The sequence below is a fragment of the Halobacillus halophilus genome, from assembly GCF_020171985.1.
In the GTDB taxonomy this organism is placed as follows: domain Bacteria; phylum Bacillota; class Bacilli; order Bacillales; family Halobacillaceae; genus Halobacillus; species Halobacillus halophilus_A.
Genome location: NZ_JAIVAL010000002.1, coordinates 150120 through 170112, shown reverse-complemented (window position 1 = coordinate 170112; position 19993 = coordinate 150120). Strand labels below are relative to the sequence as shown.

16 protein-coding genes are annotated in these 19993 nt (G+C 43.4%); 14 read left to right on the top strand and 2 right to left on the bottom strand.

The features are described from left to right. Positions 1-50 precede the first annotated feature (50 nt). From LCM11_RS05475 to LCM11_RS05450, 6 genes are all read left to right on the top strand, one after another. The gene (locus tag LCM11_RS05475; RefSeq protein ID WP_224893239.1) at positions 51-1235 is read left to right on the top strand and encodes an LL-diaminopimelate aminotransferase; all 1185 of its coding nucleotides are present in this window, start codon (positions 51-53) and stop codon (positions 1233-1235) included. Continuing rightward, positions 1225-2880, top strand: a complete 1656-nt coding sequence (locus LCM11_RS05470) for a thiamine pyrophosphate-dependent enzyme (RefSeq protein WP_224893238.1) — start codon at positions 1225-1227, stop codon at positions 2878-2880. Before LCM11_RS05475 ends, LCM11_RS05470 begins: the two co-directional genes overlap by 11 nt. 25 nt (positions 2881-2905) lie before the next feature. Further along, entirely contained in the window at positions 2906-4408 is a 1503-nt protein-coding gene (locus tag LCM11_RS05465) for an aldehyde dehydrogenase family protein (protein WP_224893237.1), read from the top strand. Between the two features lie 34 nt (positions 4409-4442). Beyond that, positions 4443-5594 (top strand): saccharopine dehydrogenase family protein, encoded by a 1152-nt coding sequence (locus LCM11_RS05460; protein WP_224893236.1) that lies wholly within the window; start codon positions 4443-4445, stop codon positions 5592-5594. 1028 nt (positions 5595-6622) lie between these two features. Beyond that, positions 6623-7999, top strand: a complete 1377-nt coding sequence (locus LCM11_RS05455; protein WP_224893235.1) for a YjiH family protein — start codon at positions 6623-6625, stop codon at positions 7997-7999. Between the two features lie 45 nt (positions 8000-8044). After that, positions 8045-9358 (top strand): aspartate aminotransferase family protein, encoded by a 1314-nt coding sequence (locus tag LCM11_RS05450; RefSeq protein ID WP_224893234.1) that lies wholly within the window; start codon positions 8045-8047, stop codon positions 9356-9358. Between the two features lie 85 nt (positions 9359-9443). Here LCM11_RS05450 and LCM11_RS05445 read toward each other — a convergent pair whose 3' ends face one another. Beyond that, a complete protein-coding gene (locus LCM11_RS05445) occupies positions 9444-10223 on the bottom strand; it encodes a TerC family protein (RefSeq protein ID WP_224893233.1) in 780 nt (259 codons plus the stop codon). A 301-nt stretch (positions 10224-10524) separates the two neighbouring features. Next, entirely contained in the window at positions 10525-10911 is a 387-nt protein-coding gene (locus LCM11_RS05440) for a sporulation protein (RefSeq protein WP_224893232.1), read from the bottom strand. Between the two features lie 588 nt (positions 10912-11499). Between LCM11_RS05440 and LCM11_RS05435 the strand changes: the two genes are divergently transcribed. The 8 genes from LCM11_RS05435 to LCM11_RS05400 all read left to right on the top strand — a co-directional run bounded on the left by LCM11_RS05435 (position 11500) and on the right by LCM11_RS05400 (position 19456). Beyond that, complete coding sequence (locus LCM11_RS05435; protein WP_224893231.1) at positions 11500-12240, top strand: SDR family NAD(P)-dependent oxidoreductase; 741 nt, start codon at positions 11500-11502, stop codon at positions 12238-12240. A 174-nt stretch (positions 12241-12414) separates the two neighbouring features. Then, positions 12415-13539 carry an acyltransferase gene (locus LCM11_RS05430; protein ID WP_224893230.1) on the top strand — a complete coding sequence of 375 codons (1125 nt, stop codon included), beginning with the start codon at positions 12415-12417 and terminating at the stop codon, positions 13537-13539. Between the two features lie 192 nt (positions 13540-13731). Further along, on the top strand, positions 13732-14481 hold the full coding sequence (gene nadE, locus LCM11_RS05425) for an NAD(+) synthase (RefSeq protein WP_224893229.1): 750 nt from the start codon (positions 13732-13734) through the stop codon (positions 14479-14481). A 10-nt stretch (positions 14482-14491) separates the two neighbouring features. After that, positions 14492-15049 (top strand): isochorismatase family cysteine hydrolase, encoded by a 558-nt coding sequence (locus tag LCM11_RS05420; RefSeq protein ID WP_224893228.1) that lies wholly within the window; start codon positions 14492-14494, stop codon positions 15047-15049. Positions 15050-15537: 488 nt separating this feature from the next. Continuing rightward, a complete protein-coding gene (locus LCM11_RS05415) occupies positions 15538-17454 on the top strand; it encodes an endonuclease MutS2 (RefSeq protein WP_224893227.1) in 1917 nt (638 codons plus the stop codon). Between the two features lie 78 nt (positions 17455-17532). Then, positions 17533-18216 carry a peptide-methionine (S)-S-oxide reductase MsrA gene (gene msrA, locus LCM11_RS05410; RefSeq protein ID WP_224893226.1) on the top strand — a complete coding sequence of 228 codons (684 nt, stop codon included), beginning with the start codon at positions 17533-17535 and terminating at the stop codon, positions 18214-18216. 168 nt (positions 18217-18384) lie between these two features. Further along, positions 18385-18591, top strand: coding sequence for a DUF3006 family protein (locus LCM11_RS05405; protein WP_014642184.1), 207 nt, complete (start codon positions 18385-18387; stop codon positions 18589-18591). Between the two features lie 124 nt (positions 18592-18715). After that, positions 18716-19456, top strand: a complete 741-nt coding sequence (locus tag LCM11_RS05400; RefSeq protein ID WP_318246138.1) for a PAS domain S-box protein — start codon at positions 18716-18718, stop codon at positions 19454-19456. Positions 19457-19993 lie beyond the last annotated feature (537 nt).

Genomic DNA, 19993 nt, shown 5'->3' with positions numbered 1-19993 from the left:
TTACATCTTAGCAATCAAGATTACTCGATTTGTGACTTGGGGGTTTTACAATGGAATTTGGTTCAAGACAGGTGAAAAGTCTGCCTCCTTATTTATTTTCCATCTTTCATGAGAAAAAGAAGAAATTAAAGCAGCAGGGGATAGACGTTATTGATTTAGGAATAGGAGCTCCGGATTTGCCTGCTCCGTCCTTTATTATCGATCGTTTAACTGTAGAAGCGGCCAATCCTGACAACCATAAATATGCCCCTTACGGCGGATGCGAGGAATTTAAACAGGCAGTCGCTTCCTTTTACAAAAAGCATTATGATGTTGACCTCGACCCGGAGACAGAAGTTCTGGCCTTAATTGGTTCAAAGGAGGGAATCGCTCATTTAATCCGGGCGGTCATTGATCCAGGGGACGGTGTGCTGATTCCTGATCCAGGCTATCCTGTTTACCAGTCAGCCGTACACCTGGCCTACGGAACGGCGCTTCCTTATCCATTGGACAGACAGAATGGGTATGTCCCCGATTATCAACTGCTGGTAGAGGAAGACGTGGAGAAAGCGAAACTGTTGATTTTAAATTATCCTGGAAATCCAACCGGGGCAACAGTAGAGATGGAGACCTTTGAGAAAGCTGTGGCATTTGCGAAGCAGCATAAGCTGTGTGTAGCTCACGATGCAGCTTATGATTTAGTAACGTTCTCTGGTTATAAGGCGCCTAGTATTCTGCAGATACCAGGCGCGAAAGAGACAGCGGTGGAGTTTGGTTCTTTATCGAAAAGTTTTAATATGACTGGATGGAGAATTGGATATGCGGTAGGCAATAAAGAATTAATACAAGCGTTAGCTGTCATGAAAAGTAACACAGACACCAGTCAGTTTCTGCCTATTCAAAAAGCTGGAGCGGCTGCCCTAAACAGTGACTTCTCCACAGTGAAAGAAAATAACAGGATTTATGAAAAGCGTATGGACCGGATGCTGACTGGTTTATCGGAAATGGACATCCATGCAGATCGTCCAAGAGGCACCTTTTTTATTTGGGCACCAGTGCCGAAGGGTTATACATCACAAGGGTACGTTGAAAAAGTACTGGATGAAGCCGGAGTGATTTTAACACCAGGAACGGCTTTTGGGAAGAAGGGAGAGGGGTATTTCAGGATTTCCTTATCCGTCCCTGAAGAGCGTCTGCAGGAAGCGGTTAATCGCATGAAAATCATGAAGGCAGGAGAGCATTCGAATGGTCCATAAGGAATCGCGATTGATGACTAGTGCCCGGGCAATTATAGAATGCATGAAAATAGAAGCCATCGATAAAGTGTTTTGTGTACCTGGAGAAAGCTACCTTCCGGTTATGGATGCGATTCTTGATGAACCGTCTATGAAGCTGATATCTGCACGGCATGAGGGCGGGGCTTCATTTATGGCTGAAGGTTATGCAAAAGCAACTGGAAAGCCTGGTGTTGTAATGGCTACAAGAGGGGTGGGTGGATCGAATCTTGCGATTGGCGTGCATACAGCTTATCAGGATTCCACTCCCTTGGTAGTTTTTTTAGGACAAGTTCATAGCGGATTCAGAGGGAGAGAGGGGTTCCAGGAAATTGACCTGGCTCACTTCTTTAGTTCAATTACGAAATGGACGGTGGAAATCGATAACCCTGTCCGCACTCCCGAACTGGTTCAGCGGGCCTTTCGAATCGCACAAACCGGACGGCCGGGACCTGTGGTGATTTCTCTACCAGAAGATCTACTGCCAAAAGAAGCCAACATGGAGTTTCAGAATCCAACGGCCAGGCCTTGTCCTGCTCCATCCCGAAAAGAAATCAAGCTTGTAGAAGAGCATATACAAAAAGCGGAGCGTCCTCTCCTTATTGCAGGTGGCGGCGTGAAAATGGCAGGTGCAGAAGAGACACTCGTTCAAGTGGCAGAGAAATGTGAGATCCCAGTGATGGCGGCTTTTCGGAGGCAGGATGTTTTTCCAAATAACCACAGGCTGTATGCCGGACATCTCGGTTTAGGAACGGAGAAAGCTGTCGTGCAGACGGTGAAGGAAGCAGATTTCATCCTGGCAGTAGGTACACGGTTATCCGAGATTACCACCCAGGATTATACGATATTCAATAAAGACCAGACCTTGATCCATATGGATATAAATGATGAAACCCTGGGGAAAGTGTATGCCCCTGATGTGGGGATCGTATCCGATGCGAAAGAAGGACTGGAAGCGCTTTTAACTTTAAATGCTGTGCCAAAATGGAAGCAATGGACGGCGAAGAGGAGAGAACTCTATCAATCTTCGTTGAATCGATCGGTTCATAACACTAGTAACCAGAGGATCATCGCACTTCTTCAAGAACATTTGCCCAATAATGCGATTCTTACGAATGATGCCGGAAACTTTGCTGGATGGCTCCATAAGTACTACCAGTTCAACTCTAAGAAAACGTATATTGGTCCTACATCCGGAGCGATGGGATATGGTTTGCCCGCAGCACTCGGAGCTAAGTTAGCTCATCCGGAGCGTACGGTCGTTTCTCTCTCTGGAGATGGCGGGTTCCTCATGACGATGCAGGAGCTTGAGACGGCTGTAAGATATAACATTCCGGTCATTAGTATTGTATTTAATAATTGTATGTATGGAACGATCCGTATGCACCAGGAAATGCGGTATCCATTTAAAACGATTGGAACGGATCTTGGGAACGTACCTTTTGCGGACATGGCCGTTCAGTTAGGTGCCATGGGTTTCTACGTGAAGAATCCTGAGGAGTTTGAACAAGCCTTGCTGGGAGCCCTGGAATGCCAGGAGCCGGCTCTCATTGAAATAGAAAGTGATGCAGAACAGATATCTGTGTCTTCAACGATTCAACAAATAAGGCAGCGAGCTGCAGATTAAAGTTAGTTCGAGGAGGAGATTACCTGTGAGTCAAAAGTTGAACCAGGAAGAAAAACTGCAGAATTTCATTAATGGGGAATGGGTGGAACCAGGAAGTGGCGCGTATGCGGATGTAACCAATCCGGCTACGCTGGAAACGCTGGTCCAAGTGCCCTTGTCTGGTAAAGAAGAAGTAGCTTCCGCTGTAGAGGCAGCAAAGAAAGCTCAAAAGGACTGGGCGCTTGTGCCTGCTCCTCAGCGTGCGGAAGTACTTTACCGGGTTGGTTTAATTATGAAAGAAAGAAAAGAGTACTTGTCTCGCTGGCTGACGATGGAAAATGGAAAGGTGCTGGAAGAAGCACGCGGGGAAGTGCAGGAAGGGATCGATATGGCTTTCTACATGGCTGGGGAAGGTCGGAGGTTATTCGGCCAGACGACTCCATCCGAACTGAAGGATAAATTCGCTATGAGTGTACGCGCCCCCGTGGGAGTGGTCGGGATAATTACACCTTGGAATTTTCCGATAGCCATAGCTACTTGGAAATCGTTCCCGGCCATCGTCGCAGGGAATGCGGTTGTATGGAAACCCGCCTCCGAAACACCGGTCATGGCTTTTGAATTAGCTAAAATATTTGAAGAAGCGGGCCTTCCTAAAGGAGTCATCAATGTCGTATTCGGTTCAGGTTCTTCCGTCGGGGAAGCTATGCTTGAAGAAAATGACATACGGGTCATCTCGTTTACTGGTTCTAATGAAGTGGGGCGCGGAATTGCTTCTACGTGCGGTCAGAAACTGAAAAAAGTTTCACTTGAAATGGGAGGCAAAAATGCGGTCATTGTGATGGATGATGCTGATCTTTCATTAGCCGTAGAGGGTATTTTGTGGAGCGCATTCGGAACGAGTGGACAGCGCTGTACCGCCTGCAGCCGCGTATTGGTTCATGAAAGCTTAAAGGATCAATTAGAAGAGCGGCTGATGTATGAAATGGCTAAGCTGACCATAGGTAACGGATTAGATGAATCGATTAAGGTAGGTCCTATTATTAATCAAAAAGGACTTGAAAAAATAAAAAGTTATATTCGAGTAGGGAATGAAGAAGGGGCCAAACTGCTTGCAGGTGGCTATGTACTGGAAAACGGAGAACATAAAAAAGGTCATTATTTCGCCCCTACACTATTCACAGATGTGAAAGCCGATATGCGTATCGCCCAGGAAGAAATCTTTGGACCGGTTGTTTCCCTGATTCCAGTAAAGAGTCTCGAAGAAGCTGTTGAGATCAATAACGGAGTGGAGTTTGGCCTTTCGAGTTCTATCTTTACGAAAGATATCAATAAGGTTTTTGCAGCCCAGCGCGATCTGGACACAGGAATTGTATATGTAAATGCAGGAACAACAGGCGCGGAGATCCATCTTCCTTTCGGCGGGACAAAAGGAACGGGCAATGGTCACCGGGATTCCGGTCTCGCTGCTTTAGATGTGTTTACGGAATGGAAATCCGTGTATGTGGATTTCAGCGGTAAATTACAGCGTGCTCAAATCGACGTGGAGTAGATTGTATGGTAATGAGGGAAGAGGAGGACGGATGATGAAAGTAGCAGTACTTGGATCTGGTCTAATGGGGAAAGAAGCAGCAAGGGATTTAGTCCATAGTCCAGGAGTCGAGCACGTGGGACTCGCTGATATAGATTTATCTAGAGCGGAGAAGGTCTGTCAGAGCATAAACTCTCCTAAAATCCACGCTTATAAAGTGGATGCAGGAAACGCTGCTGAACTGGCTGCTTTTATGAAATCTTATGATGTCGTCATTAATGCTTTATTCTATTCGTTCAATGAAATGGTTGCCAGAACCGCCATAGGGGTAGGTGTAAGTTCGGTAGATCTTGGAGGGCATATCGGTCATATCACGGACAAAGTATTAGAATTAGATGAGAAAGCCCAGGCTGCAGGAGTCACTATTATTCCTGATCTTGGTGTAGCTCCTGGAATGATTAATATTCTATCAGGCTATGGAGTTAGTAAACTGGACAAACTGGATTCCCTGCGTTTGTTTGTCGGAGGTATCCCTGTCCAGCCAGAACCTCCTTTAGAATACAATCACGTTTTTTCGATGGAAGGTCTGCTTGATCATTATACAGATCCTTCTACTATTATTCGAAACGGTAAGCTTGAGGAAGTCTCCTCTCTTTCAGAAATAGAACCTATCTATTTTGAACGTTATGGTCCGCTTGAAGCGTTCCATACGTCCGGAGGAACATCGACATTGATTAAGTCCTATCCAAAGGTTCGTACGCTGGAATACAAAACCATCCGGTACCCGGGCCATGCCGAAAAGATGAAGCTGCTGGTCGACTTGAATTTAACGCATAATAACAGCGAAGTTGAGGTCGGCGGTGTGAAGATTAAAACCAGAGAAGTGCTGTTAAAGACGATCGACCCAATTGTTAGCTTAAAGAATAAGGAGGATGCGGTCCTTTTGCGAGTAAACGTGGGCGGAGAAAAGGATGGGAAACAGGCCACCTATCAATATGAAATGGTCACCTATAAGGATCGGGTTACTAATGTGACGGCGATGGCCCGAGCGACGGCGAATACGATATCAGTAGTCGCTCAGATGATTGGCAGTCAGGCCATCACTAAAAAAGGTGTCTGCCCTCCTGAGCAAATAGTTCCGGGCGATCTTTATATTAAAGAAATGGGCAAAAGAGGGGTCATCATTACTGAAAAACCAATCACTTAGAATGATAGAAGCTGCAAAACGCAGCTTCTATTTTTTATGGAAATCTTACCAAATCTCCACCGTGACAATACTTACAGAAAAGCTCCCTATAGCTGAAGACTCGATTTCGAGATATCTAGTGTTTTCCGTCACCAAAATGAGAGGAAGCGGGGTTGGGGAAATGGAGTCGCTTTCCGTGGGCGAACGGCGAGCTTCCTCAGGCTGACGCCTTGCGGGATCTCTCCTGCTCTCTGTTCCCACAGGAGTCTCCCCCATTTCCCCAACCCCTTTTCGTAATAAAGAAAGACGGAAGAAATGTCTAGCGTTCGACCATTTCCTGTTTATGGAACGCCTATATAGAGATGGATTTTATAACCCTTTTCTTAGGTGCTGCCTCGTAGACCAGTCGTTAACTTAAGCTAGCTTTAATCATCATGTTAATATGGGCAAAAACCCATTCGTAACGCTATCCCGGTCCTTATTTCCTAACAAGAATACATGATTATTAATCCTCCAATATCCATCGTATAATCGAACATTTTCTGAATTCATCTATGATGGCACAAAGTCTGTAACTTCTTTTACCAGCCACGGCTTTTGTAAGTGGTTTCGAGTCACTGATTCGGCAAGGTCCGGAGGGGAACGGGGAGACTCCTACAGGATGCACATGACAGATGAGATCCCGCAGGGCGTTAGCCCGAGGAAGCTCAGCGCATGCCTGTGGAAAGCGACTCGTTCCCCGCAGGACCTAACCCACTTAACAAAATATCTCGAAACTGAGTCTTCAAGAAACCGGCCCTTTAGTGGAATAAAAGTGATGAGGACTATTCAAAAGCGTTTGGTGTGGTCATTATAGAAAACTAGATGATTATGTATATTTATTCCTTAATATGGATGGTGGTATCAGAAAATGAAACAGAGGAGTAACTTTCTTCTTAAAAACCATTGAATCAATATGCAATAAAATGTATGATTAACAAATTGAAAAGGATATATAACCTTAAAATTCGAAAAAATATGCATTCATATTCAGAAGTGGAGGAAGGAAGATGGAGTTAGAAAAGCAAGAACTACAGATGGAAAAGAAATACACAGCTAAACAATTATTTAAATTCTTAATCCCGTCCATCATAGGGGTGTTATTGTTCCTCGTGCCCATCTCAGTAGATGGTACGGTCACGATTGGGCTCGGGGTAATGGCCGATGGGCTGCAGGCTGCTATTTCTGATTACATTCCATTATTTATGACAAGTGTACTTTGGATTTCAGCGGTCGGCGCTATTGCAATCAAAGGAATCAGCCAGCCCGCTATTCGCAATCATACATTTATCGCAAATTTATTTGATGTGGGCTTATTCTGGATAGTTCTGCGTTTACTGGGAGCTGTCTTTGCTACCATGACACTCACTGGTGCAGGTCCTGAAATAGTGTCTTCTGAATTAACGGGTCAGGTTGTGTTGTTTGATCTAATTCCGGTACTAATGGTCTGGTTTTTATTTGCCAGCTTGTTCATGCCGTTGTTGTTGGAATTTGGTTTAATGGACTTCATTGGGACGATGGTCCGTAAAGTTATGCATCCATTATTCAAACTGCCGGGCCGTTCCTCCGTCGATGCTTTAGCTTCATGGATGGGCAGTGGAACGGTTGGAGTGTTGCTGACTACTCAGCAGTATGAAGGGGGCTATTACTCCAAACGAGAAGCGGCCGTGGTTGCGACTAACTTTTCCATCGCATCGATCGCCTTCAGTTTAGTTATTGCAAGATTTATAGGAATTGACCATATGTTCGTCCAGTTTTATTTTACTGTAGCCGTATGCGGTATTGTAGCGGCGGTGATCTGTCCGCGTCTTCCACCGCTTTCCCGGAAGAAAAGTACGTACTATGGACCTGCAGGAAAACAAATTGATGAGGCTGTCCCTTCAGGATATTCAAGCTTCCAATGGGCGGTGGAACAGGCTGTAAGCAAGGCCGACCAGGTAAAAAGCGCTCGTAATGTTATCAATAGAGGGATTTTCAATGTCGCCGATATTTGGCTCGGCCTTATTCCTCTGGTTATGGCACTCGGAACGATCGCACTTATAATCGCTGAGTTTACGCCGATTTTCACGTTTTTATCTTATCCTTTTATTCCGTTTTTGAACGTACTGCAAATACCGGAGGCTCAGGCAGCTGCACCGGCAATGATTGTCGGCTTTGCGGACATGTTCCTGCCAGCTGTTATAGGATCGGGAATCGAATCAGAGTTGACCCGTTTTATCATCGGAGTCATGTCTCTGACTCAATTAGTTTATATGTCTGAGATTGGTATTCTATTAATTAAATCGAAAATTCCTTTGAACATTGGAGAATTATTCACTATCTTTTTGCAGAGAACCGTTATTACGCTGCCTATTGCAGCTTTGATGGCTCATCTATTATTCTTTTAAACCGCGTGCTATTATAGAGAGAGTTTTTTATGGAGGTAGTTTGTAATGGGGAACGATTGGAATCATCTTGTGGAAAATATGTCAAACCGGCTGGCGCCAAGCATGGCTAAGGACCACCCTAATTTGCCGGTACTTAAAGAAGAAGGGTGCTATTATTACGGTGTAGATGGCAGAACGTATCTGGATTTTACTTCGGGTATTGCCACTACCAACGTCGGCCACCGCCATCCCAAAGTGGTGGAGGCTATTAAGGAAGGAGCAGATCAGCTTGGGCACGGGCCATCTGGAGTGATTATTTATGAATCAATTCTGAAACTTGCGGATCGTCTGGCTGAAATTATGCCCGGAGATCTCGACTGCTTCTTTTTTGGAAATAGCGGAGCGGAAGCCATTGAAGGTGCTATCAAACTAGCAAAGCATGTGACGGAACGGCCTTACATTGTATCATTTATCGGCGGTTTTCACGGGCGTTCAATGGGCGCTCTAAGTGTAACCAGCTCGAAAAGTAAATACCGTAAGTTTCTGAATCCGACCGGATCTTATCAGATTCCTTACGCCCAGGTGGAAGATGCTCCTGAAGGCACGGATCCAGAACAATATGTAGTGCAGCAATTAGAAAAAGATTTCGAGCGTCTCTTTGCCCATCAAGTGACATCAGATGAGGTAGCGGCTATTTTAGTTGAACCCGTACTTGGAGAAGGGGGCTATATCGTCCCGCCAAAAGCTTGGCTTCAAAAGGTCCGCGAACTATGTGACGATTACGGTTTATTACTCATCTTTGATGAGGTTCAGACAGGATTTGGACGGACAGGTGAATGGTTTGCCTCCCAGACTTTTGATGTGACACCGGATATCATGGCGATTGCGAAAGGCATTGCTAATGGAATGCCACTCAGTGCCACGGTGGCTCCAAATGCACTGATGAAGCAGTGGCCGCTGGGAAGCCATGCCACTACTTTCGGTGGAAATCCAATTGCCTGTTCTGCAGCCAATGCGGTTCTGGATGTGATTCAGGAAGAGAAGCTGCTTGAAAATACAAAGGAAGCTGGAGCTTACGCTGCTCGGAAGCTGCAGGAGATAAAAAGCCGGCACCAATCAATCGGACGCATACGGTCTGTCGGTCTTATGATCGGTATTGAAATAGTGGACCCTGTTACTGGAAAGCCCAATAGCGAAGGCTTATTTAACGTTCTGGACAAGGCTCTTGAAAATGGAGTTCTCTTTTACTTTGGCGGCAATCAGACGGACATCATTCGTATGATACCTCCGTTAACGATAAGTAAAGAACAGATTGACGCGGGACTGAAGATGTTTGATGAAGCTTTAACGGCTTATGAAGAAGAAATAAAAGTGTATTAGGAAAAGACGAGAGATCACTGTTGATCTCTCGTCTTTATTAGTGTAAAAGTTTTATCAATAATCCAAAGCTGCGTTTTATCTATTTTTAAAGAGCTGTTTCAGTTTTAACAACGGGTTCTGTTTTTTCCTTTGATAGGAACCAGCCACCGGCACCGATAGCCAGGAGAACAGACCAGAAGATAAGTTTCCAGGTCAGGCTTTTAGCGAAACCATCTGCTAATAGACCAAGCTCAGGATGGGCTAGTGTGTAGACGGCAAGTTTAACGCCTACCCAGCCTACGATAAGATAAGCAGCTGTTTCAAGACCAGGACGCTTATCGAGCAGAGTTACAAAGTACCCGGCAGCAAAACGCATAATAATCAGCCCGATAATTCCACCCGCAAGGATAACCGCGAAGTGTCCTCCGTCCAAACCGCCGATCTGAGGAAGAGAGCTTGCTGGGAGCATGACGGCTAAAGCGACTGCAGCCAGGATAGAATCTACAGCGAACGCAATATCAGCAAGTTCGACTTTCACAACGGTCATCCAGAAACCAGAGCCTTTGCTTTCTGAGGATGATTTCTTCACCTTTGGTTTTAACACATGTTTTTTCCACAAATGGTAAGCAGCTATCCCGATTAAATACAAAGCACCAATCGCTTGAACCTGCCAAATTTGGACCAGATAGGAGATGATAAACAGAGAAGCAATTCGGAAAGCGAAAGCGCCACCTAAACCATAAAATAATGCTTTTTTCCGTTTATCTTCCGGTAAATGTTTAACCATAGTTGCGATAACAAGTGCATTATCTGCGGCCAAAATACCTTCTAATCCAATAAGAATAAGTAAGACCCAGCCGTATTCCAATAATAATGAAAACTCCATTCCATTATCCCCTTTTTACTTATTTATTTTTAATTTAGACTCTATTAAACTTCGGTGATGGCTTTAAGGTAAAGCTCCCGTTACTTGAAGACTTGATTACGAGATAAATTGGGTCCGTTACTTCATATAGAGGAGGCATGGCTGCAGAAACAACTCGCTTTCCTGCGTCATGCAGGGCAGGAAAGCGGAATCGTCCCCCGAAGGACCTTCCTCATAACCAATATCTCGAAACTGAGCCTTCCACAATCCGGCCCTATTGCGCAATAAGTCTTTTACGAAGAATCTAATCTATTACAAAGCCTTAATTTATAACAACAAGTTCATCGTGATCGAAACGTTTAACATCATCGACGAATACAATCTTCGTCTGCAAACGATAGGAAGATGCATGCGACGTAGGAGGGAGATCTTCAGGAATCTGATAGTGAAAAGGTACTTCCCGTTTTCCTTTCCGTTCGATTGTTTGAGACATTAATACGGTAGCGGCAGGAGCAATGACTTCTATTTTACGATCCTTCGCTTCTCTTACAAAATCGCATTCCAGCCGTTTGATTTTTTGCGGAAGCCATCCTCCGTAAATGTGGAAAGACCCTTTCACTATAGCGCCGGGAACAATCTGATGAGACTGCAGCACTAAATCTACTTTCGGGGAACCGATTTTAAATAAGTTTAATAATGATTGAATCACAACCTGGATCCTCCTTAGTTTTTTTGGGGTTTAATGAATAATCAACTTTCATTGAGTGGTACTCCTTCTTTATGCATTAAAAAAACCTTTACCATCACTCTGGTAAAGGTTTGGGATATCCAAATAAATATACCTTTACCAAATTGGCAAAGGTCTCGCAAACAACATAATGTTGCCAGTTAAGCCGGTGATGAATCATCACGTATTGTCGACATAACTGTAAGCTACTCCCCTTTGGAGTATAATAAGCTCATTAAGAGCACAGTTTTTTACTCGCTAACTGTAACTATATATTATTATATTTTTCCAACTCTGTCAATTTATTTTTTTGAAAATTCTTTCATCGGACACGCCTGAATTTATTTGAGGAACGGTTGGCAAGGGAAGGATTGGCAGTTGCGCCACTCCTGTAAATCAGTATAGACTAGTGGAGCCATGGGGGATAAAGAGATGCCAACTGAAAAAGCACGCTTATATCATCAAATTCAGAAGCCAGTCTACGTGTTGTTAAAGCAAATCGATGCAGGCAAGATTACCAACAATCCTCCAGGTGACAGGATGTAAGATAATTAGTTAGGAGAATGAAATATGCCCGATTTAACAAATCAAATAACTTTAATCACGGGTGCTAATCGAGGCCAGGGGAAAGCGATGGCCGAACATTTAGCTGAGCTGGGAAGCCGTGTAGTGGTTGCCGCTCGTGATTATTCTCAAGCAATGGAAACAGCTGAAGAAATCGGAAATGAGAGGGCTTTTCCAGTAAAGTTGGATGTTACGAGTGAAGAAGAGTGGAAAGAAGCAGTAAGTCTGATCATTACGAGGTTCGGCCGAATTGATACGCTTATTAATAATGCAGGAATCCTTACCCGTAAACCTTTCAGTGAACTTACAATAGAAGAATATCAAAAATTAATTCATGTAAATCAGCTTGGGGTGTTCATCGGCATGCAAACCGTGACCCCTTACATGGAATCACGGAAAAAGGGCGCGATCATTAATAACCTGTCCATTTCGTCTTTTGCTCCTATCAGCGGTTCCTCAGCTTATGCCGCAACCAAGGCGGCAGTGGTGGCGATGTCTAAATCTGCGGCAATTGAATTAGGACCAAGAGGCATTCGAGTCAATATGATTCATCCCGGGGGTATTGAAACGCAGATGGCTACTCAGGGTAAAGGAGTTCCGGAATCCTATCAAAATATCCCGTTGGGACGCATTGGACAGCCTATAGAAATAGCAAGAGTGGCAGCTTTTCTTGCTTCAGATGAAAGCTCATACTGTACAGGAACGGAGATTGTAGTAGATGGAGGCATGACACTTGGTACCTCTTGATATAGGGGCAAATCGTGATGAATTTTTTAATAATCACGTTTGCCAGGTCCAGGCAGGTTTGTTTAGATAACATCACGAATTGTTTAAGTTTTTGTAACAAAAAGACGTGTTTTGTAGATCTGTGGTATGATAACTTAGGTTTATTGAAATTATATAATAATAAGGATGATCATTATGCAGAAAGATAGAATTGAATCTATCTATTTTTTAAGGCTGTTTGCCATGCTGATGGTTGTACTAGTTCATACTACAGGTATCTTCCAATCCGTCTTTACTGAAGGTAGTATGGAGTTTGGAGTCTATCACTTTATCAATCGAATTATACGATTAGAAGCTGGTATCTTCATCATGATTACAGCCATGGTGTTTTTCTATAAATATATGGATAAAAAAATGACAGTACCGGAACTGAAAGACTATTATAAGAAGCGGGCGCTTTATATTGTGGTTCCCTACCTTTTATGGGCTTTATTCTATGAAGCTTTCTCTCTTTACATTGGCGCGGTTCCTCTCAATTTTGCAGAGATGACCTGGAGAATAATTCAAGGAGAATCCTTTTACCAGCTTCATTTTATATTCTTAATAGTGCAATTTTATCTGGTGTTTCCTATTATTCTGTTTATTGCCCAGAAGGTTCCAGTGTTTAAAAAATACATGTGGGTATTTGGAATTGCTATAGAAATCGGATACTATTTCTTTGACCAGACATTCCAATTGATTCCGTTTTCCATCTTCCTAAGCTCTCTGGGACCTTATTTGCTTGGAGCGTGGATCGGAGCATATTATAAAGAACAGCGTTCGCTCATCTATAGAAAAACGAACGTCGCTTGGGCCGTTTTTGCACTGGCAGCCGGTGTGACGACCGTGTTCTTACACTATCATTTATACACGGTTTCTACGTTCGCCCTCCCAGGGTATGTTTATTTAATTATGAACCTTTCCTATATTCTAAGTGGAAGCTATCTATTGTTCCGATTGACCGAAGTTATCTGTGACAAGTGGCCGGGCATTATTCCGTATGTGCAGCGAGTGGCTGTGTATTCTTTTGGATTTTATCTGCTTCACCCTTTTATCCTGAAAGTCGTGGCTCAATTCATTCCTGCGCCTGAAGGTTATTGGTTCCATTTGTTCATTCTTCTTAGATACGTAAGTACGATTATCCTTTGTTACTTGGTCATCTGGTTCACGCATAAGTACTTCGTGCGGCCTGGTTTACTATTTGGAAAACTTCCTAGAAGAGCACCTTCAATTTTGGAAGCTCCAAAAGTTTCTACAGATAATAGAAGTACTGGAACGTAAAATTATAGTTTCTTCAAAGATGCACGCTCTTTCCTGGGCGTGCATCTTTTTTATAATGGAAGTGGACTATCATCCCCTTTTATTATACTGGAAATTATATTATTCCTGTTCGCTTATCATAAACAAGGTTTATATTATATCGGAATAAGGAACAGAACCCATATAGTGTAAATTATGAAGGGGGAAATTAGAATGAAGGAAAGAATCGAATATTTAACAGAGTGGTTACAAGGTAAAGTAAAAGAAGCAGGAGCGGATGGAGTTCTCGTAGGTATAAGTGGGGGAATCGATTCAGCTGTAGTTTCTTATTTAATTAAACGAGCGTTCCCAGAAAATTCGTTAGGGGTACTGCTCCCTATTAACAAAGAAGTAGAAGATCAGACGGATGCTCTGAATGTAGTAGAGGGCTCTGGTCTTGATTACGTTGGAATTAATCTGACGTCTTCTTATGAAACGACATATGCCGCTATTCAGGAAGAACTCGAAAAAAAGGGTGACTGGAATAGTGATAAATCTCAATTAGGTGGAGCCAACCTTCAGGCTCGTCTGCGTATGAGCACGCTTTATGCTGTAGCGAACAACTATAATTATCTTGTCGTAGGTACAGATAATGCGCCAGAAGATTATACAGGCTACTTTACGAAGTACGGAGACGGAGGAGTGGACCTGGTTCCTCTTATCAATATGAGAAAAGAAGAAGTAAGGGAAATGGCAAAAGCCCTGGACGTGACCGATGCCATTATCCATAAGAAACCGAGTGCAGAGCTATGGGAAGGACAGTCTGATGAAGAAGAGCTTGGCCTTTCCTATGACACGATAGATGCTTACTTACGCGGAGAACAAATTGACCCAGAGGATGAAAAGCTCTTGAAGGATCTGCATGAAAAAACAGAGCACAAGCGCCAGATTCCAGCAGGTCCGGAAAAATATAGCGGAAAGTGAGTGTTGTTATATGAAAAACGATACAGCGCTCATTATCATTGATATGATCAATAAAATGGATTTTAGTGGAGGCGAAGACCTTCTTGAGAATACAAGGCCTATGGTTGAAACCCTCCAATCTTTTAAAAAGGAAATGCAAAAAGAAGGCTTACCTGTCATTTATGTTAACGATAACTTTGGTCTTTGGCAGGATAATGTATCTGACTTGATTGATGAATGCAGGAGTGGACAGGGAGAAACTGTTATTAATCAAATTCTTCCTGATGAAGACGACTACTTCATCATTAAGCCGAAGCATTCAGGTTTTTTTGGAACTCAGCTTGATATCCTGCTCAATCAATTAGGTGTGAAAAACCTTATTTTAACTGGAATTGCAGGAGATATTTGCGTTTTATTTACGGCTAATGATGCATACATGCGGGAATACAACTTGTGGGTTCCGGAAGATTGCACGGCCTCAGAAAAATCAGAAGGCAATGAAAATGCCCTCAAAATTATTGAGCGCTCCTTATTTACGAGTACAGCACCAACCACTGAAGAAAGTTATCAGTCCATTTTTGAGGATTGACATTTCCAACTTCAGGACATATATTAAAAAGAGGAACAGACTTCTGTTCCGCCAACAATATCCTTTCAATAAGAGGAGAATGGTTTATGAGTGTGGTTGTTCTTAACTAATCCGTAATTGGATAAAGTCCTGATTAAAGGAATGGGAAAAGGCGTGGAATTAACACGTCTGGTTTGTGAACCCATTTTTCAGGAACAGTTAAGAACAAGCATAAGCGTAGCACGTTGAGGATAGAAACGAAGCTATGACTGGCTTATTCAGTCATAGCTTTTTTTATATTCTCTGTTGGCGGAATAGAAGCCTTCACTTATAAGTGAGGTCTGTTCTAATCAAGCCACGGCGAGCGTATCTGCTTGCCGTGGCTTTTTTTATTTATGGGCAGAGAAGGAGTGCCGGCATAAACTTGAGCGTCTTTGGACGCCTACTGCCATCCAGGCAGCTGCCCGATCGTCCTATATAAATTTAACCCTTAAGAGGAGGAGTCACCAATGAACGAACGCACGTACAACACTTTAGAATTTTTTGAGATATTGAAAACCGTGAGCCGTCTGGCTTTTACAAAGGCCGGCAAAGAAACAATTGAATCCTTGAGGCCAGTACGTAATATAAAAGCAATGAACCGCTGGCATGAAGAGGTAAAAGAGGCCGTAGCTATTTTAAACACAAGTGGAAATATACCCATCCACACTCTGGAAGATGTAACGGATATGCTTGAACAAGGGAAAAAGGGCATGTTCATTCGGGCAAACCAATTTTCAGTTTTGCTTTCATTTCTGGATCACTGTACAAAGTTGAAGCGTTTTATGAAGGACAAAGAGATTATTGCCCCCACAATCAGTCTGTATGCATCCTCTATTTCTGATTTAACCAGGTTGGAAGAGGATATCCATCAGGTAATTCGTCACGGACAGGTAGATGATTATGCTTCTAAGAATTTAGCTAAAATCCGAAAGCAGATTCAAACGAAGCAAGGCCGATTGAAGGAGAGGACAGAGGCTCAGGCAAAGAAATATAAAACGATTATGCAGGAACCAAGACCTGTAGAGAAAGATGGACGATGGACTCTACCGATAAAAAGGGAGAATCGGAACAAGATCAAAGGAGGCATTGTCGATCAGTCTGCTTCAGGAGCAACCCTTTTTGTTGAGCCAGAAGAGCTTGCCAATCTACAGGAAGAACTGCAGTTACTTCGTATGAATGAAGAACATGAGGTCGAACAGATCCTTTATACTTTGACCTCAGAAGTGCTGGACAACGAGTCTGAATTGAATCTTGCTATGGAAACTATGCATGAGTATGATGTTATTTTTGCTAAAGGGAAATACAGCCGCATGATCAATGGGACGGCACCGGAGTTCTCCGAAGACTTTACGCTTCGTATCAGCAGGGCGAGACACCCCATGCTTGGCGAGAAGGCTGTGCCTCTAAGTATTCAAATGGATTCTGAAGATCAGGCTTTACTCATTACGGGGCCTAATACAGGAGGCAAAACGGTAACGCTGAAGACGGTCGGGCTGCTCTGTCTTATGGCTCAATCCGGTCTTCCGATTCCGGCAGAAAAGGGGAGTGTCCTACCTGTTTTTCAGCAGGTATTTGTGGATATTGGAGATGGGCAGAGTATAGAGGAGAACTTAAGTACCTTTAGTTCAAGACTCGTTAACTTAATCGATATTTTAAGAGAAGCGAATGATCATTCTCTGCTTTTACTGGATGAAGTTGGCTCAGGGACGGATCCCGGGGAAGGCATGGGGCTTGCGACAGCCATACTCGATAAACTTTCGGAAAAGGGAGCAACGATCCTTGCGACCACCCATTATAGTGAAATGAAGGAGTACGCCCGGCACAAGCCAGGCTTTATGAATGGGGCTATGGAATTTGATCTTGAAACGCTTCAACCCACCTACCGGCTTCACCTTGGAACTTCGGGCAGAAGTCAGGCTTTTGATATTGCTCATAAATTAGGTCTTCACCCTGAAATTTTAAACCAGGCGTACTCGATCACGTATAAGCAGGAGGGAGATTTTCAGGTCAGTGATCAGAAATTAAAGGAAGCCGAGTATAAACGGCAGGCTGCCGTAAACCGTTATAGAAGGGGGAAAACTCCCCGGGAGCCTGCGACCGAAAAACCGCACTTTCAAATGGGCGATAATGTCATTATTCAAGCTACAGGAGAAACTGCCATTGTATATAAAGGTCCAGATCAAACGGGCAACTATGTGGTTCAGGTAAAAGGTGAAAAGTTCACCTACAATCACAAACGACTTAAGCTCCACATTCGTGCTGAAGATTTATATCCAGAGGATTACGACTTCGATATTATTTTCAAGTCTAAAGAATATCGAAAAATTAGGAAGCAGCTGGATAGGAAACATGTGGAGGGGCTGATCCTGGAGGAAGAAGATTGAGGCCTGCATATTTCTAGGAGATAATCGAGTTCACGTGCTATGATGAAGGTAAATAAAGCAATAAAGGTGGGCATCATGATGAAGCGGAAAAAATGGTTGATTATAGCCGGCGTGCTCGTGATCATTGGGATTTTTGCGATTCCAGAAGCTTATGCCTATTTGACAAAAAGAAATTATGAAAGTGAAGCTATTACGAAGGACCAGGTTCCAGAAGGCTATCTGGTTGCTACTTTTGCCGGAGGCTGTTTCTGGTGCATGGAACCGCCTTTTGAAAAATTGAAAGGAATTCAGGAAGTTGTCTCAGGGTACACGGGAGGCGATACGAAGAACCCTTCGTACAAAGAGGTTTCATCTGGTGGAACCGGACATGTGGAAGCCGTACAGGTTTACTATAATCCGGAAGTTATTTCATACGAACAGCTTTTACAAGTATTTTGGCGTCAGATTAATCCGACCGATGATGAAGGTCAATTCGTTGATCGCGGATTTCAATATACGACAGGGATCTTTTATCATAATGAAGAACAGAAACAGGCTGCCATGGAATCCAAACAGAGGCTTGCGGAATCCGGTCGTTTCGAAAGTGAAATTGTGACCCCTATTCAGCAGGCAGAGGAATTTTACCGGGCTGAAGAGTATCACCAGGATTATTATAAGAAAAATAAGGTGCGGTATGATTTTTACCGCGGTAACTCTGGCCGTGATGATTACCTGGAGGATACATGGGGTAGCGATAGGGAACTGGATTTACCGAAGAAATGATAAGAACTCCTCTTGCAGGTCAAGGGGAGTTCTAAAATACAAACCAATATCCTTTATCCAGGCGCTTCTTCCAAATTTCGACAAGTTTATTCATTAAAATAGAAGGGAACGAGAATATATATACGTACTTATCACCATTTTTTCAAAATTACAGAGGGGATGAATTAGGTGAACAACTACAAATTGGATCGCTTTGAAGGGGCTTATGCCATTCTGATTCAAGAGGATGCTCATAATAATGAAATATCTGTTTTAAAGGAGCGTTTAATAGCGTTCGCCAAACCCGGAGATTTTATTAAGATCGATTTTGACAATATTGGGAACTTAAAGCACGTAGAAATTATATCTAAAGTAGATAAAATGGAAAAGGCATAAGCCGTTATGGAAACCAGGGAAATTCCCCTGGTTTATTTTTTCTGAAAATTAAGTCGAATGTTCTTGATTTTCTCCTCAATACCTTCATAATAAAAGTAAGATACACACCGAGGGGGAAATGAAGGTGCTCTTGCGAAACGCTATGGATCTATTAGATGAAGGTGTATTGATTCTAAACAAGGATTTCAAAGTGACGTACGTTAATCCTGCCTATGTTCGAATGTTTGAATTAGAAGAAGAACGGGTTATCGGAGAGCATATTCATGATATTTATCCCAACATACCTCAATCCAAACGGGTAGTAACCCATACGTTTGAAAAAGAAAGAGATATCACAGTAGAGTCTATGGAATTTCATTGGCGCGGTAGAGAGATGATCCTTCAATTTCAAACGAAGCGGTTTATTCATGAAGGTGAATGGTACGTGTTAAGCAGGATTGTGGATGTTACAGAGCAATTCCAGACAGAAAAGCATCTGATACATATGATTGAAGAGATGACAGCAAATGTGGTCTCGATCGCCAAGGGATACGCGCTGTTACCCTTGCAGCCGATTTTAAGAGAAGAGCAGCGCTTTATTCTCCTGGAAAGAGTGCCTGTTCAATGTCAGGAACAAAATGTAACCCGCCTGGTCATCCAGTTTTCCGGCATATCAGAAATCGACCAGGATTGGGCGGTGCTGCTTAGAAATTTAATGCACAGTTTAAAATTACTTGGCATTGAAGTGGTGCTTGCAGGTATGCGTCCTAAAGTGGTGAGGCAGTTCACTGAAAATAACATTATGTTAAATGATGTTCGAACCTTTATGAACATACGCCAGGCGACTAAATACTTTTTAGAAACCGGCTTAAAAGCAAACTTTTAATGTGGATACTGCATTAAAAGCTTTTGTTGATCTTAAAAACCGGCCTATTAAACAATAGGGCCGATTAGTTGAAGACTCAGTTTCGAGATATTTGATGAGAGGGTAGGTCCTGCGGGGGACGATTTCGCTTTCCGCGGGCATGTGCTGAGCCTCCTCGAGCTGACGCTCTGCGGGGTCTCACCGATCATGTTCATCCCGCAGGAGTCTCCATCGCCCTCCTCCGAACCTGGCCGAACAAGAGGCTCGAAACCACTTTATACATTACCTCCGTGTTGAAGCATTAGACCATTAGGATTCTACCTATTTTCAGGATGTAAAAAGCCACAAAGTCTGGCATAAAAGCGTTTAATCCAGATTAAGCAGGAGCATCATTCTCTTATAGAAGGGTCCGTTCGCAGTATTAAAGTGGGGTTGGTGGGGAAATGGCGAGACTCCCGTGGGAGAAGGATCTAGGTGAGACCCCACAAGGAGTGAAACGACTGAGGAGGCTCATGGAAAAAAGGAGGATCGACTAAATTCGCCACGTCCTGTGGCAAC